The 25857-nt window shown below is 72.0% G+C and carries 22 protein-coding genes, 1 tRNA gene and 1 pseudogene; 5 read left to right on the top strand and 19 right to left on the bottom strand.

Features of this window, described 5'->3' with window-relative positions:
- Positions 1 to 10: 10 nt before the first annotated feature.
- Positions 11 to 661, bottom strand: a complete 651-nt coding sequence (locus tag ACFZAT_RS06890; RefSeq protein ID WP_018518762.1) for an ANTAR domain-containing response regulator — start codon at positions 659 to 661, stop codon at positions 11 to 13.
- A 98-nt stretch (positions 662 to 759) separates the two neighbouring features.
- Here ACFZAT_RS06890 and ACFZAT_RS06885 point away from each other — a divergent pair.
- Positions 760 to 834: transfer RNA gene (locus tag ACFZAT_RS06885), tRNA-Leu, on the top strand.
- A gap of 109 nt (positions 835 to 943) precedes the next feature.
- Positions 944 to 1713 (top strand): annotated as a pseudogene (locus ACFZAT_RS06880) (hypothetical protein).
- A 7-nt stretch (positions 1714 to 1720) separates the two neighbouring features.
- Here ACFZAT_RS06880 and pyk read toward each other — a convergent pair.
- Positions 1721 to 3154 (bottom strand): pyruvate kinase, encoded by a 1434-nt coding sequence (gene pyk / locus ACFZAT_RS06875; protein ID WP_391261152.1) that lies wholly within the window; start codon positions 3152 to 3154, stop codon positions 1721 to 1723.
- A gap of 146 nt (positions 3155 to 3300) precedes the next feature.
- Complete coding sequence (locus ACFZAT_RS06870; RefSeq protein ID WP_391261149.1) at positions 3301 to 4002, bottom strand: SIMPL domain-containing protein; 702 nt, start codon at positions 4000 to 4002, stop codon at positions 3301 to 3303.
- A gap of 192 nt (positions 4003 to 4194) precedes the next feature.
- On the opposite strand from ACFZAT_RS06870, the gene ACFZAT_RS06865 reads away from it, so the two are divergent.
- Positions 4195 to 6006, top strand: a complete 1812-nt coding sequence (locus ACFZAT_RS06865) for a 5'-nucleotidase C-terminal domain-containing protein (protein ID WP_391261147.1) — start codon at positions 4195 to 4197, stop codon at positions 6004 to 6006.
- A 72-nt stretch (positions 6007 to 6078) separates the two neighbouring features.
- On the opposite strand, the gene ACFZAT_RS06860 is transcribed toward ACFZAT_RS06865, so the two are convergent.
- The 3 genes from ACFZAT_RS06860 to pepN all read right to left on the bottom strand — a co-directional run bounded on the left by ACFZAT_RS06860 (position 6079) and on the right by pepN (position 11613).
- A complete protein-coding gene (locus ACFZAT_RS06860) occupies positions 6079 to 7482 on the bottom strand; it encodes a SidA/IucD/PvdA family monooxygenase (RefSeq protein ID WP_391261145.1) in 1404 nt (467 codons plus the stop codon).
- Entirely contained in the window at positions 7479 to 8882 is a 1404-nt protein-coding gene (locus ACFZAT_RS06855) for an aminotransferase class V-fold PLP-dependent enzyme (RefSeq protein WP_391261143.1), read from the bottom strand. Before ACFZAT_RS06855 ends, ACFZAT_RS06860 begins: the two co-directional genes overlap by 4 nt.
- A gap of 229 nt (positions 8883 to 9111) precedes the next feature.
- A complete protein-coding gene (gene pepN / locus ACFZAT_RS06850) occupies positions 9112 to 11613 on the bottom strand; it encodes an aminopeptidase N (RefSeq protein WP_391261140.1) in 2502 nt (833 codons plus the stop codon).
- 127 nt (positions 11614 to 11740) lie between these two features.
- Between pepN and ACFZAT_RS06845 the strand changes: the two genes are divergently transcribed.
- Positions 11741 to 12253, top strand: a complete 513-nt coding sequence (locus tag ACFZAT_RS06845) for a MarR family transcriptional regulator (protein WP_391261137.1) — start codon at positions 11741 to 11743, stop codon at positions 12251 to 12253.
- Between the two features lie 138 nt (positions 12254 to 12391).
- Here ACFZAT_RS06845 and ACFZAT_RS06840 read toward each other — a convergent pair whose 3' ends face one another.
- The 11 genes from ACFZAT_RS06840 to ACFZAT_RS06790 form a co-directional block, all read right to left on the bottom strand.
- On the bottom strand, positions 12392 to 13441 hold the full coding sequence (locus tag ACFZAT_RS06840) for a Rieske 2Fe-2S domain-containing protein (RefSeq protein WP_391261134.1): 1050 nt from the start codon (positions 13439 to 13441) through the stop codon (positions 12392 to 12394).
- Positions 13442 to 13448: 7 nt separating this feature from the next.
- Positions 13449 to 13679, bottom strand: coding sequence for a recombinase-like helix-turn-helix domain-containing protein (locus tag ACFZAT_RS06835; protein ID WP_073968267.1), 231 nt, complete (start codon positions 13677 to 13679; stop codon positions 13449 to 13451).
- A gap of 20 nt (positions 13680 to 13699) precedes the next feature.
- Complete coding sequence (locus ACFZAT_RS06830) at positions 13700 to 14656, bottom strand: 2Fe-2S iron-sulfur cluster-binding protein (protein WP_391261130.1); 957 nt, start codon at positions 14654 to 14656, stop codon at positions 13700 to 13702.
- Positions 14653 to 16323, bottom strand: a complete 1671-nt coding sequence (locus ACFZAT_RS06825; RefSeq protein WP_391261128.1) for a thiamine pyrophosphate-binding protein — start codon at positions 16321 to 16323, stop codon at positions 14653 to 14655. Before ACFZAT_RS06825 ends, ACFZAT_RS06830 begins: the two co-directional genes overlap by 4 nt.
- 32 nt (positions 16324 to 16355) lie before the next feature.
- The gene (locus ACFZAT_RS06820; protein ID WP_391261125.1) at positions 16356 to 17150 is read right to left on the bottom strand and encodes an SDR family oxidoreductase; all 795 of its coding nucleotides are present in this window, start codon (positions 17148 to 17150) and stop codon (positions 16356 to 16358) included.
- Between the two features lie 109 nt (positions 17151 to 17259).
- Positions 17260 to 18018, bottom strand: coding sequence for an SDR family oxidoreductase (locus ACFZAT_RS06815; protein ID WP_391261123.1), 759 nt, complete (start codon positions 18016 to 18018; stop codon positions 17260 to 17262).
- A complete protein-coding gene (locus ACFZAT_RS06810; RefSeq protein WP_073968262.1) occupies positions 18018 to 18539 on the bottom strand; it encodes a cupin domain-containing protein in 522 nt (173 codons plus the stop codon). Before ACFZAT_RS06810 ends, ACFZAT_RS06815 begins: the two co-directional genes overlap by 1 nt.
- A 43-nt stretch (positions 18540 to 18582) precedes the next feature.
- Complete coding sequence (locus tag ACFZAT_RS06805; RefSeq protein WP_391261121.1) at positions 18583 to 19368, bottom strand: alpha/beta fold hydrolase; 786 nt, start codon at positions 19366 to 19368, stop codon at positions 18583 to 18585.
- Positions 19365 to 20204: an aspartate dehydrogenase domain-containing protein gene (locus ACFZAT_RS06800; protein ID WP_391261118.1), complete on the bottom strand. Its 840-nt coding sequence runs from the start codon at positions 20202 to 20204 to the stop codon at positions 19365 to 19367. Before ACFZAT_RS06800 ends, ACFZAT_RS06805 begins: the two co-directional genes overlap by 4 nt.
- On the bottom strand, positions 20201 to 21148 hold the full coding sequence (locus tag ACFZAT_RS06795) for a VOC family protein (RefSeq protein ID WP_391261115.1): 948 nt from the start codon (positions 21146 to 21148) through the stop codon (positions 20201 to 20203). The genes ACFZAT_RS06800 and ACFZAT_RS06795 overlap by 4 nt, the downstream gene beginning before the upstream one ends.
- Before the next feature lie 38 nt (positions 21149 to 21186).
- Positions 21187 to 22671, bottom strand: a complete 1485-nt coding sequence (locus ACFZAT_RS06790; protein WP_391261112.1) for an aldehyde dehydrogenase family protein — start codon at positions 22669 to 22671, stop codon at positions 21187 to 21189.
- A gap of 343 nt (positions 22672 to 23014) precedes the next feature.
- Here ACFZAT_RS06790 and ACFZAT_RS06785 point away from each other — a divergent pair, with 343 nt between their 5' ends.
- A complete protein-coding gene (locus tag ACFZAT_RS06785) occupies positions 23015 to 24451 on the top strand; it encodes an MFS transporter (RefSeq protein WP_391261109.1) in 1437 nt (478 codons plus the stop codon).
- A 49-nt stretch (positions 24452 to 24500) separates the two neighbouring features.
- On the opposite strand, the gene ACFZAT_RS06780 is transcribed toward ACFZAT_RS06785, so the two are convergent.
- Together ACFZAT_RS06780 and ACFZAT_RS06775 are read right to left on the bottom strand one after the other, a co-directional pair.
- Positions 24501 to 24839, bottom strand: a complete 339-nt coding sequence (locus ACFZAT_RS06780; protein ID WP_391261106.1) for a chorismate mutase — start codon at positions 24837 to 24839, stop codon at positions 24501 to 24503.
- 19 nt (positions 24840 to 24858) lie between these two features.
- Positions 24859 to 25737 carry a helix-turn-helix domain-containing protein gene (locus ACFZAT_RS06775; protein ID WP_391261104.1) on the bottom strand — a complete coding sequence of 293 codons (879 nt, stop codon included), beginning with the start codon at positions 25735 to 25737 and terminating at the stop codon, positions 24859 to 24861.
- Between the last annotated feature and the right edge of the window lie 120 nt (positions 25738 to 25857).

Here is a 25857-nt window from a genome sequence, read left to right as displayed (position 1 = left end):
GCTGTACGGGTTACTCGGCGGCCTTCTTCTTCTCCTCGGCGTCCGCGATCAGGGCCTCGGCGAGCTGCTGCATCGACAGCCGGCGGTCCATGGACGTCTTCTGGATCCACCGGAACGCCTCCGGCTCGGACAGCCCGTAGTCCGTCTGGAGAATGCTCTTCGCCCGGTCCACCAGCTTCCGCGTCTCCAGCCGCTGGGCGAGGTCCGCGACCTCGTTCTCCAGGGCCTTCAGCTCGGAGAACCGGGACACGGCCATCTCGATCGCCGGGACGACGTCGCTCTTGCTGAACGGCTTCACGAGGTACGCCATCGCCCCGGCGTCCCGGGCCCGCTCCACGAGGTCGCGCTGCGAGAAGGCGGTGAGCATGAGCACCGGCGCGATGGACTCCTCGGCGATCTTCTCGGCGGCGGAGATCCCGTCGAGCACGGGCATCTTCACGTCGAGGATGACCAGGTCCGGCTTGTGCTCCCGCGCCAGCTCCACGGCCTGCTGCCCGTCCCCGGCCTCCCCGACGACGGAGTACCCCTCCTCTTCGAGCATCTCCTTGAGGTCGAGGCGAATGAGCGCCTCGTCCTCGGCGATGACGACACGGGTCGTCAGCGGCGGAACGTGCGACTTGTCGTCATCGGCGACGGGCTGGGGCGACTCGGGGGTGGTCACGGGGCTCCTTGGTCCAGGGCAGGTACAGCTCCCTTGAGCCTACCCAGCTGCGGTATGGTGGTCGCGCAGCGGGTCGGAGGAAACCTTCGATTCTGTCAGCCCCGGTAGCCCAATTGGCAGCAGGCGATGGATTCAAAACCCATACAGTGTCGGTTCGAATCCGACCCGGGGCACTTTTCCTTCGATTCCAAGGCCGCAGGGAAATGCCACTGATGCACACCATCGTGTGATTGCACCGTCGTTTCTCCCTCGGAGCATTGCGCTCCGACCAGGCTCGTCCGTGTGTACGACCTGGAAACACGTAAGCACGCGCTTTCGCTCCTTGATCAGGGCCTCAGCCAGAACGCTGTGAGCAAGCAGACCGGTATTTCGCGGGCAGCGATACGCTCCTGGCTCACACGCATCGAGCCACTGCCTCGCATCCTGGGGCACACCGAATGCCCCCGCTGCGCGCCCGTGCCGTTGCCACTCGATGACCCTGCCAACTACGCGTATCTGCTGGGCCTGTACTTGGGCGACGGCTGTATCAGCGCGCACCCACGGGGACGCGGCTACTACTTACGCATTGCCTGCGCCGATGCATGGCGGGTCTCATCGAAGAATGCCGCCGTGCTGTCGCGGCCATCCATCCGTCCGGCTCCGTGTATCTCGCGCAGAAGCAGGGGTGCGTCGCAGTGACCAGCTACAGCAGGCACTGGCCCTGCCTGTTCCCGCAGCATGGTCCCGGCAAGAAGCATGACCGCACCATCGCTCTGGCCCAGTGGCAGCAGAAGATCGTGGACGCACATCCCTGGGAGTTCATCCGCGGCCTCATCCACTCCGACGGCTGCCGCATCACCAACTGGGCCACCCGCCTCGTCCGTGGCGAACGACGGCGCTACGAGTACCCGCGCTACTTCTTCACCAACCTGTCGGCCGACATCCTGAGGCTCTACACCGACACGCTCGACCGGGTCGGCGTCGAGTGGAAGGACACCAACGGCAAGAACATCTCCGTCGCCCGACGGGCGTCCGTCGCTCTCATGGACGCTCACGTCGGGCCGAAATACTGAGCCGCCCCTACTTCGGGCTGTCGTCCTCGCCGATGTGGTGCACGCGCACCAGATTCGTGGAGCCCGCGACACCCGGCGGGGAGCCGGCCGTGATGACCACGACGTCGCCCTTCTGGCAGCGGCCGATCTTCAGGAGCTCCTCGTCCACCTGGGCGACCATCGCGTCCGTGGAGTCCACGTGCGGCCCCAGGAACGTTTCGACGCCCCAGGTCAGATTGAGCTGCGAACGCGTCGCCGGGTCCGGAGTGAAGGCCAGAAGCGGGATCGGGGAGCGGTAACGCGACAACCGCTTCACCGTGTCGCCGCTCTGCGTGAAGGCCACCAGGAACTTCGCGCCGAGGAAGTCGCCCATCTCCGCCGCCGCGCGGGCCACCGCGCCGCCCTGGGTGCGGGGCTTGTTCCGGTCCGTCAGCGGCGGGAGCCCCTTCGCGAGGATGTCCTCCTCGGCCGCCTCCACGATGCGGGCCATCGTGCGGACGGTCTCGATCGCGTACTTGCCGACGCTCGTCTCGCCGGAGAGCATCACCGCGTCCGTGCCGTCGATGATCGCGTTCGCGACGTCGGACGCCTCGGCGCGGGTGGGCCGGGAGTTGTCGATCATCGAGTCGAGCATCTGCGTCGCGACGATGACCGGCTTCGCGTTCCGCTTGGCGAGCTTGATCGCGCGCTTCTGGACGATCGGGACCTGCTCCAGCGGCATTTCGACGCCCAGGTCGCCGCGGGCGACCATGATCCCGTCGAACGCGGCCACGATGTCCTCGATGTTCTCGACGGCCTGCGGCTTCTCGACCTTGGCGATGACCGGGAGGCGGCGGCCCTCCTCGTCCATCACGCGGTGGACGTCCTCGATGTCGCGGCCGCTGCGGACGAAGGAGAGGGCGATGATGTCGGCTCCCGTGCGGATCGCCCAGCGCAGGTCCTCGATGTCCTTCTCGGAGAGCGCGGGGACGGAGACGGCGACACCGGGGAGGTTGAGGCCCTTGTGGTCGGAGACCATGCCGCCCTCGACCACGGTGGTGCGGACGCGGGGGCCGTCGACCTCGGTGACCTCCAGGGTGACGCGGCCGTCGTCGATCAGGATGCGCTCACCGGGGGTGACGTCGGCGGCGAGCCCGTCGTACGTCGTACCGCAGCCGTTGCGGTCGCCGTCCATCGGCTCGACGGTGATGGTGAAGTCGTCGCCGCGTTCAAGGAGTACGGGTCCTTCACGGAAGCGTCCGAGGCGGATCTTCGGGCCTTGAAGGTCGGCGAGGACGCCCACGCTGCGGTGCGCCTCGTCGGACGCTTTGCGCACGCGGTGATACCGCTCTTCGTGTTCGGCGTAACTGCCGTGGCTGAGGTTGAGGCGGGCGATGTCCATTCCCGCCTCGACCAGGGCCTTGATCTGGTCGTACGAGTCGGTGGCGGGTCCCAGGGTACAAACGATTTTGGCTCGGCGCATGGTTCGAGCCTAGACCTTACCTATGGGTAGGTAATTGGCTCTGTATGACTGTCCAACCACCTTTGCATGAAGGGTTATTGACAAGTGTTGAATTGTGCGGCGGCGTGCTCGGATGAGCACGCGCCGGTGTCCCCGTAGCCGGGAATTCAGAGTTTCGGCGGGGTCATGGTGAAGCGGGCGTTCACCTGCGCGTACACGGTCTGCCGCTGCGGTTCGAGGTCGACGGGGGGCGGGCCTCCGGCGGCGGCGCCGGGTGCCTGGGGCGGGGCGCCGTAGCCGCCGGCCCTGGCGTACGCGACCGGCGGGGCGGCGTTCTCCGCGCCTATGTCGGCGAGTTCGACCAGCGCGGCGAGCTCCGCGCCGAGCGCCCCGGCGTATTCGCGGGCGCGCTGGACGGCCTCGCGGACGGCCTGGCGGCGGGCCTCGCCGTGGGCCGGTGAGGTGGGGCGCAGAGCCCACCAGGGTCCGCTGACGTGGGTCATGTCGAGGTCGCCGACGCGGGTGACGAACTCGCCGAGTGCGGTGAAGTCGTTGAGGACGGCGGTGATGTAGACGCGTCCGTGGTAGGCGCGGATCTTCTCGTCGCGGCCGCGCTGGACGAGTTCGGGGTGGATGGAGAGGGCGCCGGTCTCGATCTTCTCGACGGCGTCCCCGTAGGTGCGGGCGAGTTCGAGGACGGTGGCGTTGCGCCGGGTGAGGTCTTCGAGGGCGGCGCGGCGGTCCTTGCCGCGGGCGGTGACGGTGATGGAGAGGCGGGCGATCTCGGGGTCGACTTCGAGGCGGGCTTCGCCGCGGACGGCGAGGCGGGGCTGGTCCGGGGTGCCGTAGGGCTGCGCGGTGTCGGTCATGGGTCCACTCTGGCATCCGGGTGTGACAGCCGGGGTGTTCACCGGGGGACGGCGTCCTGTCGATGTGTGGTCATGGAACGGAAACCTGCCGGGGGTGTTGCCGGGGGTGGTGCGTGGGTGATTATCTACGCGCGTTGTTGGACGGCGTACGACAGAACTTCGCACCAAGTGAACCGGAATGTGGGAGACGAGATGCCGCTGAACCGAAGGACGTTCCTGGGGACATCGGCCGCGGCCGGCGCGAGCGCGGTGGTGGTGGGTGGCGCCGCGTCGCCCGCCCAGGCGCACGGGCGCGGGCACGGTCATGGTCACGGGCGTCCGCAGAAGCGGTACGCGTTCACCGTGATGGGGACGACGGACCTGCACGGGAATGTCTTCAACTGGGACTACTTCACGGACGCCGAGTTCGACGACAAGGACCACAACGACGTGGGTCTGGCGAAGATCTCGACGCTGGTGGAGCAGGTGCGGCGGGAGAAGGGCCGGCACAACACCCTGATGATCGACGCGGGTGACACGATCCAGGGCACGCAGCTTTCGTACTACTACGCGAAGATCGACCCGATCACGGCGAAGCGCGGTCCGGTGCATCCGATGGCGCAGGCGATGAACGCGATCGGCTATGACGCGGCGGCGCTGGGGAACCACGAGTTCAACTACGGGATTCCGGTGCTGCGGAAGTTCGAGGAGCAGTGCGATTTCCCGCTGCTCGGGGCGAACGCGCTGGACGCGAAGACGCTGCGGCCGGCGTTCGCGCCGTATGTGATCAAGAAGCTGCGGACGCCGCACGGGCGTGATGTGAAGGTGGCGGTTCTGGGGCTGACGAACCCGGGGATCGCGATCTGGGACAAGGCGAACGTGAGCGGGAAGATGGTGTTCCCGGGTCTTGAGGAGCAGGCGGCGAAGTATGTGCCTCGGCTGCGTTCGATGGGTGCGGACGTGGTGATCGTGTCGGCGCACTCGGGGAACAGCGGGACGTCGTCGTACGGGGACCAGATTCCGTACGTGGAGAACGCGGCGGGTCTGGTGGCGGAGCAGGTGCCGGGGATCGACGCGATCCTGGTGGGCCACGCGCACCTGGAGATTCCCGAGTACTTCGTGGAGAACAAGGAGACGGGGAAGAAGGTCGTGCTCTCGGAGCCGTTGAAGTGGGGGCAGCGGCTGACGCTGTTCGACTTCGAGGTGGTGTGGGAGAAGGGCCGCTGGGTGGTCGAGAAGGCCGGTTCGCGGGTGCTGAATTCGAACACGGCGGCCGAGGACCGGAAGATCACGAAGCTGCTGGCGGACGAGCACAGGAAGGTCGTGGCGTACGTCAACCAGGTGATCGGTACGGCGGCGTCGGAGATGACCACGGCGGAGGCGGCGTGGAAGGACGAGCCGATCATCGATCTGATCAACGTCGTCCAGGCGGAGACGGTGAAGGCGGCGCTGGCGGGCGGTGAGTACGCGGAGCTTCCGGTGCTGTCGCAGGCGTCGTGCTTCTCGCGTACGGCGCGGATTCCGGCCGGGAACGTGACGATCAAGGACGCGGCGGGTCTGTATCCGTTCGAGAACACGCTGGAGGCGCGTCTGGTGACGGGTGCGCAGATCCTGGACTACCTGGAGTTCTCGGCGAAGTACTACGTGCGGACGGCGGCGGGTGCTCCGGTGGATCCGGAGAAGCTGACGAATGCGGACAACACCCCGGACTACAACTACGACGCGGTGTCGGGTCTGACGTACGACATCGACATCGCGAAGCCGGTGGGTTCGCGGATCGTGAATCTGTCGTTCGAGGGGAAGCCGATCGATCCGAAGGCGCAGTTCGTGCTGGCGGTGAACAACTACCGGGCGAGCGGGGGCGGCAATTTCCCGCATGTTCCGGCGGCGAAGCAGCTGTGGGCGAATTCGGAGGAGATCCGGAACACGATCATCGCCTGGGTGCAGGCGAAGGGTTCGGTGGACCCGGCGGAGTTCGCTTCGGTGGACTGGAAGCTGACGCGGGACGGGGTGCCGGTGTTCTAAGCGCGCGGTCGTCGAGGGCGGTCGTTCCGTCTCCCCATTTCCGGGGAGGCGGGGCGGCCGCCCTTTTGTGCGTCAGGGGCGGGTGAGGGGGACGAGGGTGGGGTGCTGGGCGGGGATGGCGGGCTGGGTGAGGCCGAAGGTGGTGAAGGCGGTGCGCTGCGGGAGGGGGTAGGGGGTGGTGCCGGTGAGGTCGTTGAGGATGGTGGCGCTGCGCCAGGCGGCGAGGCCGAGGTCGGGGGCGCCGACGCCGTGGGTGTGGCGTTCGGCGTTCTGTACGTAGATGTGGCCGGTGACGGCGGGGCCGAGGTCGAGGCGGTGGTGGGCGTCGACGCGGGGGCGGCCGGCGGCGTCGCGGCGGAGGTGGGGGGCGAGGTGGTGGAGCAGGGTGTCGAGGGGGCGTTCGCGGTAGCCGGTGGCGAGGACGACGGCGTCGGTGGTGAGGCGGGTGCGGGTGGATTGCTGGGTGTGTTCGAGGTGGAGTTCGACGCGGGTGTTGGCGACGCGTCCGGCGGTGCGGACGGTGACGCCGGGGGTGAGGGTGGCATCGGGCCAGCCGCCGTGGAGGGTGCGGCGGTAGAGCTCGTCGTGGATGGCGGTGATGGTGTCGTGGTCGATGCCTTTGTGGAGCTGCCACTGCTGGGGGACGAGGGTGTCGCGGACGGTTTCGGGGAGGTCGTGGAAGTAGCGGGTGTAGTCGGGGGTGAAGTGTTCGAGGCCGAGTTTCGAGTACTCCATGGGCGCGAAGGCGGGGGTGCGGGCGAGCCAGTGGAGTCCTTCGTTTCCGGTGGGGCGGGCGCGGAGGAGGTCGAGGAAGATCTCGGCGCCGGACTGGCCGGAGCCGATGACGGTGATGTGGCGGGCCTGGAGGAGGCGGTCGCGGTGGTGGAGGTAGTCGGCGGAGTGGATGACGGGGGCGGTGCCGGTGTCGGTGAGGGGTTTGAGGGGGTCGGGGATGTGGGGTTCGGTGCCGATGCCGAGGGCGATGTGGCGGGTGTGGGTGCGGCCGAGTGATGCGGCTTCGCCGTGGGCGTCGAGCTGGGTGTGGTCGACGTCGAAGCGGGCGGTCTGGGGGTCCCAGCGGATGGCGTCGGCCTGGTGGCCGAAGTGGAGGCCGGGGAGCTGGGTGCTGACCCAGCGGCAGTAGGCGTCGTATTCGGCGCGGTGGATGTGGAAGCGCTCGGCGAAGTAGAAGGGGTAGAGGCGGTCCTGGGTGCGTTGGTAGTTGAGGAAGCTCCAGGGGCTGGTGGGGTCGGCGAGGGTGACGAGGTCGGCGAGGAAGGGGACTTGGAGGGTGGCGCCTTCGATGAGGAGTCCGGGGTGCCAGTGGAAGGCGGGGCGCTGTTCGTAGAAGGCGGTGGTGAGGGGGGTGGGCAGGCCGTGGGCGAGGGCGGCGAGGGAGAGGTTGAAGGGGCCGATGCCGATGCCGACGAGGTCGTGGGTGCGGAGGGGGTCGGGGGTGGCCGGGGCGGCGGTCATCGGAGGGTGCTGCCTTCCTTGAGTTCGGTGGTGAGCCGGGTGACGAGGGCGAGGAGGCGGTGGAGGTCGTCGGGGGTGGTGTGGGGGTTGAGGAGGGTGGCCTTGAGCCAGAGGCGGCCGTGGGTGTGGGTGCGGCCGAGTACGGCGTGGCCGCGGGTGAGGAGGGTGCGGCGGACGGTGGCGACGGTGTGGTCGTCGGCGTCGGTGGGGCGGAAGAGGACGGTGCTGATGGTGGGGCGGTCGTGGAGTTCGAGGCCGGGGGTGGCGTCGACGAGGTCGGCGAGGGTGTGCGCGGCGGTGCAGGTGCGGTCGACGAGGTCGGCGAGTCCGGTGCGGCCGAGGGCGCGGAGGGTGACGGCGATCTTGAGGACGTCGGGGCGGCGGGTGGTGCGCAGGGAGCGGCCGAGGAGGTCGGGGAGGCCGGCTTCGGTGTCGTCGTCGGCGTTGAGGTAGGGGGCTTGGTGGTGGAGGGCGTGGAGGTGGTGGCGGTCGGGGACGGCGAGGATGCCGGCGGAGGCGGGCTGCCAGCCGAGTTTGTGGAGGTCGAGGGTGACGCTGTCGGCGCGGTCGAGTCCGTCGAGGTGGTGGCGGTGGGTGGGGCTGAGGAGGAGGGGGCCGCCGTAGGCGGCGTCGATGTGGAGTTCGGCGCCGTGGCGGGCGCAGAGGTCGGCGATCTCGGGGAGGGGGTCGATCTGGCCGGTGTCGGTGGTGCCGGCGGTGGCGGTGACGAGGAGGGGGCCCTGTGTGTGGTGGCGGGCGAGGCTCTCGTGGAGTGCGGGGATGTCGATGGTGCCGTTCGGGGCGGGCACGGTGAGGGGTTCGGGGAGGCCGAGGAGCCAGGCGGCGCGGGTGATGCTGTGGTGGGCGTTGGCGCCGGTGATGGTCTGGACGGGGCCGTGGCGTTCGCGGGCGAGGAGGAGGCCGATTTGGTTGGCCTCGGTGCCGCCGGTGGTGACGAGGGCGTCGGGCGCGGGGTGGTGGGGGTAGACCTCGGCGGCGAGGGCGGTGGTGGTGTCGGCTTCGAGGGTGGAGGCGGCGGGGGCCTGGTCCCAGGAGTCCATGGAGGGGTTGAGGGCGGAGGCGGCGAGGTCGGCGGCGGCCGCGAGGGCGAGGGGCGGGGTGTGGAGGTGGGCGGCGCAGAGGGGGTCGGCGGGGTCGGCGGCGCCTTCGGCGAGGGCTTGGACGAGGGTGGTGAGGGCGTGGTGGGCGCCGGTGCCCCGGTCCGGGATGAGGGGGGTGAGGGCGGTGCGGGTGCGTGGGGTGACGGTGTCGGGCCCGCCTGCGGGGAGCGGGCCGTCGCGGCGTCGGGCGCCTTCGGCGAGGGCGGCGAGGACGGTGTCGAGGAGGGGGCGCAGGGCGTCGGGTCCGGTGGTGGACCCGGCGAGGGGCGGTACGGGCATGGGGCGGGTGGTCCTTCGGGCGCGCGGGCACGGGGCTGGGGACTTGGGCATGGGTGTGTGTGCCAGCTTGTCCGGGTTTCGGGTGGCGCGGCCGGGGACCGGGTGATCTGAACTCGAAAGGGTGGCGGGGTGCGGGTGGGGGCGCGTTGCCGGGGGCCGGGGTGGTATGCGCGTGCCCGGCGCGCCCCCGGGGGTGGGGGCGGGCCGGGCACGGGTGGTGCGGGTGGGGTCAGTTGGCGTTGCGTACGTTCAGGGCGCGGCGCAGGTCGTCGATCTGGTCGATGAGCTTGCGGCGGAGGGCGGGGATGAGGGCCGGGTCGTTCAGGGCTTCCTCGCCGGCGCGGAGGCTGTCGGCGTCGACGGCGTGGGCGGGGAAGGCGTGGCGTCCGGCTGCTTCGGCGATGGCGGGGCCCCGGCGGGCGGCGAGCTGGGCGGCCTCGGGATAGAAGCGGGGCACGTATGCGCGTACGAGGTCGGTCTGTTCGGGCTGCCAGAAGCCCTGGGCGGTGGCCGTGAAGAGGTAGTTGGAGAGGCTGTCGTCGTGGAACATCGCGTCCCAGGCGGCGGCCTTGGCCTCGGGGGTGGGCAGGGCGGCGCGGCAGCGGGCGGCGCCTTCCTGGCCGGTGGCGCTGGGGTCGTCCTCCAGGGCGGCGTCGATGGCGGCTTCGTCGGTGGCGCCGAGGACGGCGAGGCGGGTGAGGATGCGCCAGCGCAGTTCGGGGTCGAGTTCGGGTCCGCCGGGGACGGTGTCGTCGGCGAGCCAGCCCTGGATGGTGTCGGGCTGGGTGGCGGCGTCGATGAGGTGGCGTACGGCGGTGAGGCGCAGGCCGCGGTGGGTGCCGTCCTCGGTGCGGCGGATGAGGTCGCGGCAGAGGGCGGTGAGGAGGGCGAGGGCGGCGGGCCGGTCCTCGGGGGCGGTGTAGCGGCCGGCGACCTGGGTGTCCGCGAAGGCCAGGACGCCTTGGAGGAGGGCGAGGTCGGTCTCGTACGGGAGGTGGGCGCGGGCGGTTTCGAGGTAGGTGCTGGGGGCGAGTTCGCCGTCCCGGACCATGTCGCGGGCGGAGTTCCAGACGACGGCGCGGGTGAGGGCGTCGGGGACGCCGGAGAGGCTGTCCAGGACGGTGTTCCAGGAGTGCGGGTCGAGCCGGATCTTGGCGTAGGTGAGGTCTTCGTCGTTGGGGACGACGAGGGCGGGGCGGCGGCCGGGGCGGGTGACGGGGGCTTCCTCGGGGATGCCGGTCTCGAAGCGTTCGCGCAGGACGAGGGGGGTGGGCCCGTGCTGGGTGTCGAGGCTGTGGTCGTAGGCGCCGACGCTGATGCGGTGGGGGCGGGTGCCGCGGTGGGCGACGGTGAGCGACCAGGTGGTGTCGTTCTCGGTGGTGTGCGCGGCGAGGGTGTCGACGCCGGTGGTGCGGAGCCATTGCCCGGCCCAGGCGTGGACGTCCCGGTCGGTGGCGGAGGCGAGGTTGTCGATGAAGTCGGCGAGGGTGGCGTTGCCGAACTTGTGGCGGGCGAAGTGGGTGTTGATGCCCGCGAGGAAGTCCTTCTCGCCGAGCCAGGCGACGAGCTGGCGCAGGGCGGAGGCGCCCTTGGCGTAGGAGATGCCGTCGAAGTTGAGGAGCGCGGAGGCGGTGTCGGGGACGGCGTCCGGGTCGGGGGCGACGGGGTGGGTGGAGGGGCGCTGGTCGGCGTCGTATCCCCAGCCCTTGCGGGCGACGCCGAAGTCGACCCAGGTCTCGGTGAACCGGGTGGCTTCGGCGAGGGTCTGGTAGCCCATGTACTCGGCGAAGGACTCGTTGAGCCAGATGTCGTCCCACCAGGCGAGGGTGACGAGGTCGCCGAACCACATGTGGGCCATCTCGTGGGCGATGACCATGCCGCGGGTCTGGCGTTCGGTGTCGGTGACGGCGGAGCGGTAGATGAACTCGTCGCGGAAGGTGACGAGTCCGGGGTTCTCCATGGCGCCGGCGTTGAACTCGGGGACGAACGCCTGGTCGTACGAGTCGAAGGGGTACGGCTCGGTGAACTTCTCCTGGAACCGGTCGAAGCAGGCCCGGGTGATGTCGAGGATCTCGTCGGCGTCGGCGTCGAGGTGGGGGGCGAGGGAGCGGCGGCAGTGGATGCCGAAGGGCAGTCCGGCGTGCTCGGTGGTCACGGAGTGCCAGGGGCCGGCCGCGACGGCGACGAGGTAGGTGGAGAGCGGCGGGGTGGGGGCGATGGTCCAGCGGCCGTCGCCGGTGTGTTCGGTGACGCCGTTGCCGAGGACGGTCCAGCCGTCGGGGGCGGTGACGGTGAGCGCGAAGACCGCCTTGAGGTCGGGCTGGTCGAAGGCGGGGAAGACGCGCTGGACGTCCTCCATGAAGAGCTGGGTGTAGACGTATGTCTCGTTGTCGCTGGGGTCGGTGAAGCGGTGCATGCCTTCGCCGGTGCGGGAGTAGCGCATGGCGGCGTCGACGCGGATCTCGTGCGGTCCTTCGGTGAGGCCGGTGAGGAGGTACCGGTTCTCGGTGAGGTGCGCGGGGTCCAGCGGCTGCCCGTCGAGGCTGATCGAGCGCAGGGTGGCGGGCTTGACCTCGATGAAGGTGTCGCCGGCCGTGCGGGCGGTGAACTCGATGACGGTACGGGAGTCGAAGGTCTCCTCCCCCGCGGTGAGATCGAGTTCGATCGTGTATCGCTGAACGTCGAGGATCTGGGCTCGGGCCTGCGCTTCATCGCGCGTCAGTACGGACATGGGGACATGCTGCCGTATCGCCCGGGCGGCGCGCAGTCGGGTTCCGCCGGGGGCGGACGGTCCGTACGGGGTCCTTGAGGGCTAAGATTCTTACCCCATTGTGTACCTGCACGGAGGTGTGCCCGGGATGGCGGAGCAGGCGGACGCGGTGGCGTCGATCGTGGCGGACTGGCGGCGGGAGCGGCCGGAGCTGGATACGGCTCCGCTGGAGGTCTTCGGCCGGCTGCACCGGGCGTTCCTGCGGTACAGCGCGGCGATTTCGCGGCCCGTGGAGCGCAAGGGTCTGTCGATGGCCGGTTTCGATGTCCTGACGGCGTTGCGCAGGGCGGGGGCGCCGTTCCGGCGGACGGCGGGCGAGCTGGCGGATTCGGGGCTGATCAGCTCGGCGGGGGTGACGCTGCGGATAGACCGGCTGGAGAAGGACGGGCTGATCCGGCGGGAGCGGGATCCGCAGGACCGGCGGGTGGTGCACTCGCGGCTGACGGACGAGGGGTTGTCGCTGATCGACGCGCTGTTCTCGGAGCATCTGGAGAACGAGCGGCGGATGCTGGCGGGGCTGTCGGAGGCGGAGTGCGTGGAGCTTGCGCGGTTGCTGGGGAAGCTGGAGCGGTCGGTGCTGTCCGCGGAGGGCGGGGAGTAGGCGCTCCGCGGGCGCCGGGGTCCCGGCGGGGGGATGTCCTCGATCGGGGGACGGGCTTGCCTTCGGGCGCCGTCGCCCCGTGCGGAGGGGGTGTCCTCGATCGCCGGACGGGCTTGAAAGGAGGACACCCCGCTGGTGTCAGGCCGTCGTCGCCTGGGACTCCGCCTCCGTGCGGTACATGCGGCGGACGCGGACCACGCCCAGGTCGTGCTGGTAGAGGTTCTCCGCCTGGTCGGCGTCGGCGCGCAGGTCCTCCAGCATGACGCGGTCCTGTTCGAGGACCTCCCAGTGGCGGTCCTCCAGGAGCGTCTTGTACAGGAAGCGCCAGGTGTCGCGCTCCCAGCCGGTGACCTTGCGGTAGCGCCAGAAGAAGACGGCGCAGCGGTCCGCGTCGATGGGGGTGGCCATGCCGACGATGCCGAAGGGTCCGCCGGGGCCGGCGGTCGGCGGGTAGGGGATGGTGAGGTCGACCCAGTCGACGCCGGTGCGGCAGAGCTCGACCCAGTCGAAGTTGACGCCGCTCTGGTCGGTCTTCTCGAAGAAGAAGCCGCGTTCGGTCTCGCGGATGCGGAAGCGGGCGGTGGTCTGGCCCTCGGCCATGCTGTGCGAGTCCCGGTGGAGGAACGAGCCGTGCATGGGGTCGAGCAGGTTCTCGACGGCGTAGCGCCAGTTGACGTTCCACTCGGCGTAGCAGAGGAACGCCGAGGTGCCGGGGTCGGTGAGGGGTTCGGGCAGGGTGAGCGGGACGGGTTCGGCGTGGGCGTGGTCGCCGAAGTAGGCGAGGACCGCGCCGCCGGTCTCGATGAGGTGGGGGGCGGCGACGAGCTGCCTGCCCTCCAGGTTGCAGCCGGGGAGGCCGGGGACGGCGGCGACGGTGCCGGTGCCGTCGACCTGGACGCCGTGGTACCAGCAGGCGATGCGGTCGCCGAGGTGTTTGCCGAGGGAAAGGCGGGCGCCGCGGTGGGGGCAGCGGTCCTCCAGCATGTGGAGGGTGCCGTCGGCGCGGCGGAAGAGGAGCCATTCCTCGCCGAGGAGGGTGAGCCGTTTCATGCCGCCCGCGGGTACGAAGTCCGAGGGGCAGACGGCGTACCACTGGTTGCGGATGCCGGTGGCGAAGAGGCGGTCGGCGGTGCGGTCGCCGGGGCGGGCGACCTCGGAGGGGCGGGTCGGGGTGCTGGCGGTGGTCATGGCTGTCTCACGCTCCCAGTCGGCGCATCTCGGCGCGGAAGGTGTCCTCGGTCCAGGGGCTGCCGTCGGGGGCGGGCAGGTCGCGGGCGTTGAGTCCGGCGACGAGTCCGGGCAGGTCGTGGGCCCCGCCGCCGAAGACCTCCTCGATCACGGCGGCGAGCTTCTTCTCGTACGGGGTGGGCTCGGCGGTGCGGGCCTGGTGCGGGTCGAGGTACTGCGGGCTGGTCGGGCCGGTCATGTCGGCTCCCTTCGGGCGGTTCACAGGTCGAGTACGAGGCGGGGGGTGCGGGAGCGGGAGACGCAGAGCATCATCGAGGCGCCGGTCTCGCGTTCGCCCTCGCTGAGGAGGAAGTCGCGGTGGTCGGGGGTGCCTTCGAGGACCTTGGTCTCGCAGGTGCCGCAGATCCCGTCGCGGCAGGAGGAGGCGACGGGGATGCCGGCGTTCTCCAGGGCGTCGAGCGCGGAGGTGCCGGGGGCGACCTCGACGGTGCGGCCGGTGCGGGAGCAGACGAGGTCGAAGCCGGTGTCCTCGCCGTCGCGGGGTGCGGCGGCGGGTGCGGCGAAGCGTTCGGTACGGGCGTCGGGGCGGCGTTCCTCGACGGCGGCGAGCAGGGGTTCGGGGCCGCAGCAGTAGACCTGGGTGCCGGGTGCGAGGCCGGTGAGGAGGGTGTCGAGGTCGGGGTGGCCCTGTTCGTCCTGGGGGATGAAGTCGACGCTGCCGCCGGGCTGTCCGGCGAGGGCGGTGAGTTCGGCGGTGAAGGCCATGGAGGCGCGGGTGCGGCCGCCGTGGACGAGCCGCCAGGGGGTGCCGGTGCGGGCGGCCTCGCGGGCCATGGCCAGGAGCGGGGTGATGCCGATGCCGCCGGCGACGAAGAGGTAGCCGGGGGCGTCGGGGTCGAGCGCGAAGTGGTTGCGGGGGCCCTGGACGTGGACGGTGCGGCCGGGGCGGAGCTCGCTGTGGATGTGCGCGGAGCCGCCCCGGGACGCGGGTTCGCGCAGGACGCCGATGCGCCAGCGTGCGGTGTCGTCGGGGTCGGAGCACAGCGAGTACTGGCGGACGTGGCCGCCGGTGTGGACGTCGATGTGGGCGCCGGGCCGCCAGGTGGGGAGGGGTTTGCCCTCGGGGTGGGTGAGTTCGATGCTCAGGACTCCGTCGGCCTCCCACGTCATGCGGTGGACGAGCAGGTCGAGCCGGGGCTCCTCGGCGGGTGTCATGACGGGTCGCCTCCTTCTGCGGGGGTGCCGGTGGCGGCGGCGGGGAGTTTGACGGGCGGGATGAACGGGGTGTTCATCGGGCCGAGCGCGGTGAGGTCGATCTCCACGAGGGTGGGGCCCGGGGTCGCGACGGCGTCCTTGATGACGGGCCCGGCGTCGGCCTCGGCGGCGATCCGGGCGTACGGGATGCCGGTGGCGGCGGCGAGCAGGGCGAAGTCGGGGGTGGCGAGGTCGACGCCGGAGCGGCGGGGGAAGTGGTTGTCCTGCATGTTGCGCAGGACGCCGTAGCCGCCGTCGTTGAAGACGAGGAGGGTGAGGTCGGGCTTCTCCTGGGCGAGGGTGAGGAGTTCGCCGAGGTGGACGGCGAGGCCGCCGTCGCCGGCGATGACGACGGTGGGGGTGTCGGGGCGGCCGAGTGCGGCGCCGATGCCCATGGCGAGCCCCTGGCCGATGCCGCCGCCGCGCGGGAAGACGTTGGTGGCCGGGTCCGTGATCTCCAGGAGCCGGTTTCCCCAGGTGGAGGACGGGATGGTGACGTCCCGGGCGATGACGGACCCGGGCGGGCAGGCGTCGCGTATCGCGTCGTTGATCGCGGCCTGCGGGCCGATGGCGTGGCGCTGTGCGGCCCGGGCGGCGGTACGGGCCTCGCGTACCCGGCCGGGCCAGCTCGTCTCCGTACTCCCGCTGGTGACACGGCCGAGGAGGGCGGCGAGGACGGCGGAGGCGTCGCCGTGGAGGGCGACGGTCGCCGGGTACACGCGGCCGGGGGCGGCCGGGTCCAGGTCGATCTGGATGTGCGTGGCGGGGAGTTCGAGGCCGTAGTCGGCGGTCTCGTTGGAGCGGAAGTGGGTGCCGATGGTGAGCAGGACGTCGGCCTCGGCGAGCAGGGCGCGGCCGGCCGGGGCGGTGGCGTAGTTGCCGAGTACCCGCTCGTCGGACTCGGGTACGGCGCCGCGCCCGGAGTTGGAGGTGACGAGCCCGGCGCTCAGGGCTTCGAGGAGTGCGGCGACCTCGGGGCGGGCGGTGTGGGCGCCGCCGCCGGCCCAGAGGAGGGGGCGGCGGGCGGCGGACAGCAGGGCGGCCGCCTCGTCCAGGAGCGCCGCGTCGGGCAGGGCCGGGGCGGCGGGCGCGGGGACGGGGGTGCCGGTGAGCCGTTGGGGGGCGAACTGGAGGTCGATGGGCCACTCGACGCTGACCGGGCCGTGCGGGGCGGTCAGGGCGCGGGCGGCGGCCTCGCGCAGCAGGTCGCCGGCGCTCTCGGCGTCGGTGACGGTGACGGCGTGCGCGGAGACCGCGCGGAGCATGCCGAGCTGGTCCTTGGTCTCGTGGATGAAGCCGCGCCCGGAGCCGAGGTACGCGCTGTCGATCTGCCCGGTGACGTGCAGGACGGGGGTGCCGGAGCTGAGGGACTCGATGAGGGAGCCGGCCGCGTTGCCCGCTCCCGTGCCGGTGCTGGTGAGGGCGCAGCCGAGCCGGCCGGTGGCGCGGGCGTAGCCGTCGGCGGCGTTGACCGCGGCGGCCTCGTGGCGGACGGGGACGAAGCGCAGGTCGCGGTCGACGGCTTCGACGAGCGGCAGGTTGTGCACGCTGACGATGCCGAACACCGTGTCGACGCCCAGTCCTCGTAGCGTCTCGACGAGCAGGTCGCCGCCGTTGGGTCGGGTCATGTCGGGTGCTCCTGAGGGGGTTGGGGGATGAGTCAGGCGACCGCGCGGTTCACGCCGCCGCAGACGTCGACGGTGGTGCCGGTGATGTACGAGGCGCGGGGCGAGAGGAGGGCGGTGACGGCGTACGCGACTTCGTCGGCGTTGCCGAGGCGGCCGAGGGCGATGCCCCGGTCGGCGGCGAGTTCGGCCTGCCAGGCGGGGTAGTCCAGCGGGGAGCCGGAGGCGGCGTACCGGCGTTCCCACTGCCCGGTGTCGATGAGGCCGAGGCAGACGGAGTTGACGCGGATGCCGTCGGGGGCCAGTTCCTTGGACAGCGAGGTGGAGAGGTTGAGGATGCCGGCGCGGGCGGCGCTGGTGGTCATCAGCCGGGTCTCGGGCTGTTTGGCGAGGACCGCGTTGATGTTGACGACGGAGGCGGCGCGGACGGCGCCGGCGGCGCGGAGGTGGGGCAGGGCGGCGTTCAGCGGGTTGAGGACGCCGAAGAACTTGAGCTCCAGCTCCTCGCGCCAGTCGGCGGCGGTGGTCTCGGCGAAGGGTTTCATCCGGGAGGCGCCGGCGTTGTTGACGAGGCCGTCGAGTCCGCCGAAGTGGGCGGCGGCGGCGTCGGTGAAGGCGCGTACGGCGGCCTCGTCGGTGACGTCGCAGGGGGCGTGGTACAGCGTGTCGGGTCCGGCGAGGCCGTCCAGGGCGGCGGCGAGGGCGTCGGGGCGGCGGCCGCAGGTGGCGACGCGGGCGCCCTCCGCGAGGAGCGCGCGGACCGTGGCGAGGCCGACGCCGGAGCTGCCGCCGGTGACGAGGACGCGGTGGCCTTCCAGGTGGAGGTCCATGGGGTGCGGGCTCCTTGCGGGTGGTGCGGGCGGTGGGGTGGTGTCCTCAATCGCCGGACGGGCTTGGAGGTGGCGGACGGGCGTGATGAGGGCGCTGCCGCCCGCAGGGCTACTGCATGGTGAAGCCGCCGTTCACGGCGAACGTCTGGCCGGTGATGTAGCCGGACTCCTCGCCGATGAGGAAGGCGATGAGGCCGACCAGGTCGGACGGTTGCTGGGGGCGGGAGATCGCCCGGTTCAGCCGGTACAGCTCGTGGCGTTCGGCGGGGATGTCCACGGCGGACTCCCCTTCCGTGAGGCCGGGTGCCACCGCGTTGACGGTGATGCCGAGGTCGCCCGTCTCGCGGGCCATCGCCCGGGTCAGGGAGATCACGGCGCCCTTGGACGCGATGTAGTGGGCGAGCCGGGGCGATCCGTAGAGCGCGGCGTCCGAGGCGAGGTTGACGATGCGTCCGGCGCCGTGGTCCCGCATGAGCGGGAGGAGGGCGCGGGCGACGAGCCAGGGTCCGCGCGCGTTGACCGTCATGATGCGGTCCCACGCCTCGACGTCGATCTCGTGGAACGGCTTGCCGCCGACCGCGTTGGCCAGTCCGGCGTTGTTGACCAGCCCGTACAGCCGGGTGCCGTCACCGGCGAGGGTGTCGGCGAGGGCGGTGACGGAGTCCGGGTCGGCGACGTCGAGCGGGTGGTAGTCCGCGGTGATGCCGTCGGCGCGGAGTTCCCCGGCCGCCTGCCGGCCGGTGGCCTCGTCCAGTTCGGCGATGACGACGCGGTGTCCGTCGCCGCCGATCCGGCGGGCCGCGGCCAGTCCGAGGCCGCGGCCGGCGCCGGTGACGACGACCGTGCGGGGGGTGTCGTCGGCGGCCATCAGTCGCGGGTGACGCCGTGCATCGGCGAGTGCTCGGGGTAGGTCGGCACCTGCGGCTTCCGTGTGCCGATGATGACGCAGAACAGGGCGTCGGTGTCGCCCTCGTTCTTCAGGGAGCGGGCGACTCCGGCGGGGACGACGATCATGTCCCGGTAGCCGAGGGTGCGGTACTCGGTCTCGTCGGCGCCCCGGTGGATGCCGACCCTGACCTGCCCCTCCAGGACGAAGAACGCCTCCTCCACGTCGTGGTGGGTGTGCTCGGGGCCCTCGGCGCCCGGCGGGAGCAGCATGTTGGAGAGGGTGAAGCCGCCCGAGGGCAGGATGCGGTTGTCGCTCTCGTGGTTGCCGGTGGCGCCGGAGCCGACGTACCGGATCTGGGCGCGGCGGTACTGCGCGCCGGCCTTCTCCTGGAAGGAGAGGGTGTCCCAGTCGGGCTCGCGGGAGTCCTTGGTGGCGATGAGGGAGTCGGTGAACTTCGCGAGGTCGCCGTTGTTCTCGTACGGGGTCTTGTCGATGGGCACGGGATGCTCCTGGGTTCGGTCGGGGTGGGTGGGGGGTTCGTCGTTACGCGGGTACGCGGGCGACGACGTGGAGGTGGGCGCGGACCCAGGCGTTGAACGCCTCGGGGCGTTCCTGGTTGGCGAGGTGTCCGGCGCCGGAGAGGGTGACGTAGACGGATTTCTCCAGGCCCCCGGCGATGGCCTGGGACTCGGCGGTGCCGGTGACCGTGTCCTGTTCGCCGCAGAGGACGAGGGCCGGTGCGGTGATGGCGGGCAGCTCGTCGGTGAGGTCGGCGTCCGCCATGGCCTCGGCGGCGTGGCCGTAGCCGGGGGCGCGGACGGACGCGGCCATGGTGGCGACGACGCGGGCGACGAGTTCGGCGGGTGCGCCGTCCGAGACGAGCCGGGGTCCCCGGGCGGCGGCGAACGCCTCGGGCCCTTCGGCGGCGAGCTGGGCCGCCCGGGCGCGCATGGCCTTCGCCCTGTCCGGGTCGGTTCCGGAGCCCCGGCTGGAGTCGGCGACGATCAGGGAGGCGACGAGGTCCGGGTGGCGGGCGGCGAGGCGCAGGGCGATGACGCCGCCCCAGGAGACCCCGAGGACGTGGGCGGGGCCGCCGCGTTCGCGGATGAGGGCGGCGGCGGTGTCCGCGTAGCCGTCGAGGCCGGGGGCGTGGGCCGGGTCGGCGGAGTCCGCGTAGCCGGGGGCGTCCCAGGCGACGACCCGTACCTGGTCGGCGAGGCCGTCGAGCTGGGGGGCGAAGGCGGCGGAGGAGGAGCCGATGCCGTGCAGGCAGAGCAGCAGCGGGGCGTCCGGGTCGCCTGCCTCGCGGGTGTGGATCGCGGCGGTCACAGGATCTGCCCCGCCCGTCCGACGACGGCGCCGAGGCTGCGGAGCACGGCGTGCGGGACGACCTGGCTGGTGGCGGGGTTGGCGGCGTCGGGGCGGTGGGCGACCTCGAAGCGGTAGCTGCCGTGCGGGCCCGCCGCCTCGATGACGTGGCGGGTGAGGGTGGCGTCCGGGTCCGCGACGACGACGACCTCCACCAGGTCCGGGTCGCCGGTGGCGAGGGCGACCGAGGCGGCGACGTTGGTCGACCTGGGGAACTTCACCGGGACGTCGCGGGCGGTGCCGCGCATGACCTCGACGGGTTCGGTGGTGGTGCGCAGCCGGGCCGTCAGCTCCTCGTCCATCCAGGGCTGGTGGAGGGTGGCGGGGAGCTTGGTGGTGGTGAGGGTGACGGAGCTGAGGGGGCCGAGTCCGCGCACGGCCTGGAGGAGGTCGAGGCCGCCGACGGCTCCCCCGGTGAAATAGACGCGGCCGGGTCCGGCGGCGCGCAGGCGTGCGGTGAGTGCGGGGTCGACGAGGGCTCCGGTGGAGGCGATGAGCAGGTCGGCGCCGCTGGTGAGGACGCGCTCGGCCCATTCCCGTACGACGGCCTGGCCGGCGGCTTCGACGACGAGGTCGCAGACGGCGAGGGCGTCCTCGAAGGACAGCTGGGGCGCGGGGGCGTCCACCAGGGGCCGGTTGTCGATGACGCAGGTGAGTTCGGCGCCGGGGACACGGCCCTCGGCGAGGGCGGTGCCGACGACGCGTCCGATGGCGCCCCAGCCGACGAGGGCGACGCGGCGGACGGCGGGTCCGGGTCGGGCGGGGGTGTCCGGGCGGGGGTGGAGGACGGTGGTCATGCGGTCACCTCCTGGGGTGCGGTGGCGAGGGGTCCGGGGTCGGGGGTGCCGGCCATGTGGCGGCGGATGACGGGGGACGGGGGTCCGGCGGTGCCCCAGAGGTCGGAGAGGTCGGGGGTGCGGCGCCAGACCTTGGCGATCCAGGCGTCCTCCACGATCTGGGCGACGTCGGAGGTGTATTCGCAGACGAGTCCGGCCGGGTCGGTGAAGTAGGAGAAGGTGTTGTTGCCGGGTCCGTGCCTACCGGGCCCCCACTGGGGGGTGATGCCGTGGTGGCGGAGCCGGCCGAGGCCGCGCATGAAGTGGTCGACGGACGGCATCTCGTAGGCGACGTGGTTGAGGGAGGCCCACTCGGCCTGGTTGAAGGCGATGCAGTGGTGGTCGGCGTTGCAGCGGAGGAAGGCCATCTGGTGCTCGGACCAGTCGGAGACGCGCAGTCCGAGCACGGAGGTGTAGAAGGCGACGGCGGCGTCGATGTCCGTGGTGTTGAGGACGGTGTGGGTGACGCCGACGGGGACGGCGCCGTCCCTGCCGCGGGGGGTGACGGCGTGGGTCTGGGCGCTGAGTTCGATCAGCCGGCCCTCGGGGTCGGTGAAGCGCAGTCCGTAGCCGCCGCCGACCTGGTCGAGGGGGCCGGGTCCGGCGACGGGGACGATGCCCCGGGCCAGGAGGCGGCGGGCGGCCTCGTCGATCTCGGCGGGGGTGGCGACGGCGAAGCTGATGCGGCCGAGGCCGGTGCGCTCGGCGCGGGTGAGGTGCAGGACGTGGTGTTCCTCGCCGGTGCCGCGCAGCCAGGTGGCGCCGGTGTCGCGTTCGACGGGTTCCAGGCCCCAGACCTCCGCGTAGAAGTCGGCGGACTCGGTGAGCGCGGGCGTGTGGAGTTCGACGGAGCGCAGGGCGCGGAGCCGGGCTATCGGCCGGTCGTGGGGGTGGTCGTGGGGCATGGTGTCCTCCCGCTCGGGTGGGTGGGGCGCGTGCGGTGTCAGTGGGCGGCGGCCCAGGGCAGCGGGGTGGTGTCGGTGGCCCAGTAGAGGGACTTCTGCCGCTGGTAACCGCGGATGAGGTCGCGGCCCTTCTCGGTGCCGATGCCGCTGTCCTTCAGCCCGCCGAACGGGGTGGCGATGCTGAACTGCTTGTACGTGTTGATCCAGACGGTGCCCGCGTCGATCCGGCGGGCGAGCCGCCAGGCACGGGCGTGGTCGCGGGTCCAGATGCCGCAGGCGAGGCCGTACACGCTGTCGTTGGCCTGGGCGACGAGGTCGTCGTCGTCCTCGAAGGGCAGGGCGACCAGGACCGGTCCGAAGATCTCCTCCCGGCAGACCCTGGCCGTGTTCGGCAGGCCGTCCAGGACGGTGGGCAGGTAGTAGGCGCCGTCCCGGTAGCGCTCGCCCTCGGGGGCCGCTCCCCCGCACCGGACGGTGGCGCCCTCCGCGCGGGCCAGGTCGACGTAGGCGGCGACGCTGTCGCGGTGGCGGTGGTGGACCAGCGGGGCGACCTGGGTGTCCGGGTCGGTGCCGGGGCCGACGCGCAGCTTCTCCGTGCGGGCGACGAGTTCGCCGAGGAACTCCTCGTAGCGGGAGCGGTGCACGAAGAGGCGGGAGCCGGCGATGCAGCTCTGGCCGCTGGACGAGAAGATCCCGTACATCACGCCGGCGAGGGCCTGTTCGAGGTCGGCGTCCTCCAGCACGATCGTCGGGGACTTGCCGCCGAGTTCGAGCGAGACCGGGATCAGCTTGTCGGCGGCCGCGTGGGCGAGGGTGCGGCCGGTCTCCGTGCCGCCGGTGAAGGTGACCTTGCCGACGGCCGGGTGGCGGACGATCGCGTCGCCGATGACGCTGCCCCGGCCCGGCAGGACGGAGAGCAGGGCGGTCGGCAGTCCGGCCTCGGTGAGGGCCCGGTGCACCAGGCGGCCGAGCGCGAGGGCGACGAGCGGGGTCCACTCGGCGGGCTTGAGGAGGACCGCGTTTCCGGCGGCGAGGGCGGGGGCGAGCTTCTGGGCGTCGCTGGCGATCGGCGAGTTCCAGGGGGTGATCGCGCCGACGACGCCGATGGGTTCGTGGACGCTCATCGTGAGGTACGGGCCGCGGGCCGGGGTGAGCGCGTCCTCGGCGGTCTCCAGGGCGGCGGCGGTGTAGCGGAAGGTGCCGGCGGCGCTGAGCACGAGGGCCCGGGTCTCGGCGCGGCACTTGCCGGTGTCCGCGGTCTGGAGCGCGGAGAGCCGGTCGGCGTCCTGCTCGACGAGATCGGCGACGCGGTGCAGCAGCCGGGCCCGGAGGTGGGCGGGCAGCTCGCGCCAGGCGGGGTCGTGGGCGGCCCGGGTCGCCGCGGCGGCGGCCTCCTCGACGTCTTCGAGGGACGCGGCGTGCACCGTGGCGATGACCTGGCCGGTGGCCGGGTCGACGGTCTCGATGGGGGCGCCCCGGCCCTGGCGCCACTGTCCTGCGACCAACACCTCGTCGGCAAGCATCGGTTGGCCTCCTGCGGTCGTGATCGGTTCCCGGTCCGGCCGGAGCCGGTACCTCAGGGCTTAAAAGCTAAGCACTTAAGTAATTGCCCGCAAGCCCCCCTGGACGAAAAGCCCCGGCAAAAAGTCTTTTGCTCCGCGGCCCTTGACGGCCGCCACCCCCGGACCGATAGAACTTAAGCCCTAAGAAGCTAGGTGCTTACAGAGGTTCGTGGGCGATGTCACCGCCTCACGGGCACCGCGTACCGCTCCCCCACCCGTACGCTCGGCTCACCGCATCCTCTGCATACACGTACACCTGGCTCCCCCAACCGCTCCGGGCCCCGCGGAGCAGGAGGAACCCTGGATGAGCACCGACATCTCACAGGACGCCGCACCGGGCCCCTCGCCCGCCGGCACCACCCGCACCGCCATCGCGGCCCGGTTCGAGCGGCTGCCGCCCTCCCGCTGGCACGTCACCGTCCGCCTGATCGTGGGCGTGGTCACCTTCTTCGAGGCGTTCGACCAGCTGCTGATCGCCTACGCGCTGCCCGAGCTGCGCGACGAGTGGCACCTGAGCACCGGCGACGCCACGGCCGTCCTGACCGTCGGCTCGGTCGGCATGCTCGTCGGCGCCCTGCTCTCCGGGCGGCTGGCCGACCGCTACGGCCGGGTGAAGGTCATCGCGTACTGCATCGCCGTATCCGGCGTGGTGAGCCTGGCCCTCACCGCCTGCACCTCGCTCACCCCGTTCCTGGCGCTCCGGTTCGTGCAGGGGCTCGCGATCGGCGGCGAGGTGCCGGTGGCGGCGGCCTTCATCAGCGAGATCACGCGCAGCTTCAAGCGCGGCCGCTTCGTCCTGCTGTACGAGCTGGTCTTCCCGGCCGGCCTCACCGTCGGCGCCCTGGTCGCGGCCTGGGTCGTCCCGGCCGCGGGCTGGCGCACGATGTTCGTGGTCGCCGCCGTCCCCGGCCTGCTGGCCTTCCTGGTGCAGCGCCGCGTCCCGGAGTCCCCGCGCTGGCTCGCGGACCGGGGGCGGCTCGCGGAGGCGGAAGCGGTGATGGCCGGGATCGAGGCGAAGGTGGCGGCCGCGACGGGCCGGCCGCTCCCGGCGCCGGGCGCTGCGCAGGCTCCGGACGCTCCGGGGAAGGCGTCCGCCGCGGCCACCGACGCGGAGCGGGCGGCGACCGGTCTGCGCGGCCTGTTCACCGGCCGCTACCGGCGCCGCACCCTGGTCGTCGGCGCGATCTGGTTCACCGGCTACTTCGTGAACTACGGCGTGACGTCCTGGCTGCCCAGCATCTACAAGGACGAGTACGGCCTCGGCCTCTCCGACGCCCTCCTCTACTCCACGGTCACCTCGGTCGCCGGTCTGCTCGGCTGTCTGATCGTGGCGCTCACCGTGGACGTCCTGGGCCGCCGCAAGGTCTTCGCGATCTGCCTCGGCGCCTCGGCGGCCCTGCTGTTCACCCTGGCCGCGCTGGGCGCCGGTTCCCCGGTCCAGGTGCTGATCTGGACCTCGCTGTCGGCGGTCGGCTTCTTCGGCTCCAACATCTGCCTGTACCTGTACACGCCGGAGCTGTACCCGACCCGGATGCGGGCGCTCGGGTGCAGCGTCGGCGGCGCGGTCAACCGCCTGGGCGTGATCCTCGGCCCGATCCTGGTGGGCCTCGTCTACGCGGCGAACGACAGCGTGGTCGCGGTCTTCGTGATGCTCGCCGCGGTGGCGGTGCTCGGCGCGGTGGTCGCCGGCACCCTGGCGGAGGAGACGGCGAACCGGCCCCTGGAGGAGATCTCGCCCTGACGGGAGCGGAAGCGAGCGCGGAGGCGGCCGGGGTCAGGGCGAGCAGCCCTCAACGCCCCCCGGCCGCCTCCGCGCCGTTCGCGGACTCCTCCGCGATGCGCTCGTGGTGGCGGATGACCTCCGCGACGATGAAGTTGAGCAGCTTCTCGGCGAACGCCGGATCGAGGTGGGCACTCTCCGCCAGCTCGCGGAGCCGGGCGATCTGACGGGCCTCGCGGGCCGGGTCGGCCGGGGGCAGCTGATGGGCGGCCTTGAGGTGGCCGACCTGCTGGGTGCACTTGAAGCGTTCGGCCAGCATGTGGACGACGGCGGCGTCGATGTTGTCGATGCTCTGGCGCAGCCGGTCGAGTTCGACGCGTACGGAGGCGTCGATGTCGTTCGTGGTCATGGGCAGCGAGCTTACGGGGCTACGAGGAGATCGTCGGCGGGTGTTCGGGGTCCGGGACGCGGTCGCTCCAGCCACCCGGGACCGTACGCCCCTGCTGTTCGCGGAAGCGGACCGGGGCGATGCCGACGCGCCGCGCGAAGAGTCGCGAGAAATAGGCCGGGTCGTCGTAGCCGACGCGGCGGGCGACGGCCGCGACCGGCAGGTCGCTGGTGGCGAGGAGTTCCTTCGCGCGCCCCAGCCGGATCGTGAGGAGGTAGTCCTTCGGGCTGCATCCCGCGCCCCGGCGCACCGCCGTCCGCAGTTCGGCGGAGGTCATCCCGTGCCGGGCGGCGTGCTCGGCGACCGACAGCGGCTGGAAGGCGTCCCGGGCGAGCGCCTGGAGCACCGGGTCGCCGTCGGGGCCGACGTCGGCGCGGGCCCGGCGCAGGGCGACCAGGAGTTCGTGCACGGCGGCCCCGGTCTCGACCTCCAGGAGCGGGTTGCCGCGCCGGGCGGCCCGGACCATCCGGCCGATCGCGGCGCGCGGGGCCGCGGTGTCGGAGAGCGGGACCAGGGGGCGGTCGGGCTCGATGTAGCCGAGCTCGGTGTACGTGGCGGTGGCGGGCCCGGTGAAGTCGACGAAGCTCTCGTCCCAGCCCGTCGCGGGGTCGGCGCCGTAGTGGTGCGGGGTGCCCGGGGTCAGCCAGATGAGGCTGGGCGCGGTGACCGGGACCCGCCGCCCGTCCGGCCCGGCGAACCAGCCGCCGCCCGAGTGGACGACGACGGCCACGTGGTGGTCCAGGGTGCGCGGGCCCACGGTCGGCAGGGTGCCGTGCTGGAGGCCGACGCCGAGGCAGACGAGGCCGAGGCGGTGATGGAGCGGGCTGGGCGTGAAGAAGCGCATCCAGGTGTGGTACATGGGCTCCCTCTCGCCCGGTCCGGGCAACTCGCGTCCAAACAGCCAAGATCTTTGTCCATGGACCGGCCGCACGCCAGGGCTGAGGCTGGACCGAGACATTCCGCGCATCAGGAGAACGGG

The sequence above is a fragment of the Streptomyces sp. NPDC008163 genome (genome assembly GCF_042956885.1).
In the GTDB taxonomy this organism is placed as follows: Bacteria; Actinomycetota; Actinomycetes; order Streptomycetales; family Streptomycetaceae; genus Streptomyces; species Streptomyces drozdowiczii_A.
The sequence above is the reverse complement of the archived record's forward strand: the minus strand, read 5'-3'. Positions and strand labels throughout refer to the sequence as shown.

Excerpts from the sequence above, each read along its gene's own strand:
- ACFZAT_RS06830 (WP_391261130.1), bottom strand. The coding sequence starts at position 14,656 with ATGACACCCGCCGAGGAGCCCCGGCTCGACCTGCTCGTCCACCGCATG.
- ACFZAT_RS06820 (WP_391261125.1), bottom strand. The coding sequence starts at position 17,150 with ATGGACCTCCACCTGGAAGGCCACCGCGTCCTCGTCACCGGCGGCAGC.
- ACFZAT_RS06845 (WP_391261137.1), top strand. The coding sequence starts at position 11,741 with ATGGCGGAGCAGGCGGACGCGGTGGCGTCGATCGTGGCGGACTGGCGG.
- pepN (WP_391261140.1), bottom strand. The coding sequence starts at position 11,613 with ATGTCCGTACTGACGCGCGATGAAGCGCAGGCCCGAGCCCAGATCCTC.
- ACFZAT_RS06780 (WP_391261106.1), bottom strand. The coding sequence starts at position 24,839 with ATGACCACGAACGACATCGACGCCTCCGTACGCGTCGAACTCGACCGG.
- pyk (WP_391261152.1), bottom strand. The coding sequence starts at position 3,154 with ATGCGCCGAGCCAAAATCGTTTGTACCCTGGGACCCGCCACCGACTCG.
- ACFZAT_RS06870 (WP_391261149.1), bottom strand. The coding sequence starts at position 4,002 with ATGACCGACACCGCGCAGCCCTACGGCACCCCGGACCAGCCCCGCCTC.
- ACFZAT_RS06835 (WP_073968267.1), bottom strand. The coding sequence starts at position 13,679 with ATGACCGGCCCGACCAGCCCGCAGTACCTCGACCCGCACCAGGCCCGC.
- ACFZAT_RS06815 (WP_391261123.1), bottom strand. The coding sequence starts at position 18,018 with ATGGCCGCCGACGACACCCCCCGCACGGTCGTCGTCACCGGCGCCGGC.
- ACFZAT_RS06775 (WP_391261104.1), bottom strand. The coding sequence starts at position 25,737 with ATGTACCACACCTGGATGCGCTTCTTCACGCCCAGCCCGCTCCATCAC.
- ACFZAT_RS06785 (WP_391261109.1), top strand. The coding sequence starts at position 23,015 with ATGAGCACCGACATCTCACAGGACGCCGCACCGGGCCCCTCGCCCGCC.
- ACFZAT_RS06865 (WP_391261147.1), top strand. The coding sequence starts at position 4,195 with ATGCCGCTGAACCGAAGGACGTTCCTGGGGACATCGGCCGCGGCCGGC.
- ACFZAT_RS06825 (WP_391261128.1), bottom strand. The coding sequence starts at position 16,323 with ATGACCCGACCCAACGGCGGCGACCTGCTCGTCGAGACGCTACGAGGA.
- ACFZAT_RS06840 (WP_391261134.1), bottom strand. The coding sequence starts at position 13,441 with ATGACCACCGCCAGCACCCCGACCCGCCCCTCCGAGGTCGCCCGCCCC.
- ACFZAT_RS06790 (WP_391261112.1), bottom strand. The coding sequence starts at position 22,671 with ATGCTTGCCGACGAGGTGTTGGTCGCAGGACAGTGGCGCCAGGGCCGG.
- ACFZAT_RS06855 (WP_391261143.1), bottom strand. The coding sequence starts at position 8,882 with ATGCCCGTACCGCCCCTCGCCGGGTCCACCACCGGACCCGACGCCCTG.
- ACFZAT_RS06800 (WP_391261118.1), bottom strand. The coding sequence starts at position 20,204 with ATGACCACCGTCCTCCACCCCCGCCCGGACACCCCCGCCCGACCCGGA.
- ACFZAT_RS06795 (WP_391261115.1), bottom strand. The coding sequence starts at position 21,148 with ATGCCCCACGACCACCCCCACGACCGGCCGATAGCCCGGCTCCGCGCC.
- ACFZAT_RS06860 (WP_391261145.1), bottom strand. The coding sequence starts at position 7,482 with ATGACCGCCGCCCCGGCCACCCCCGACCCCCTCCGCACCCACGACCTC.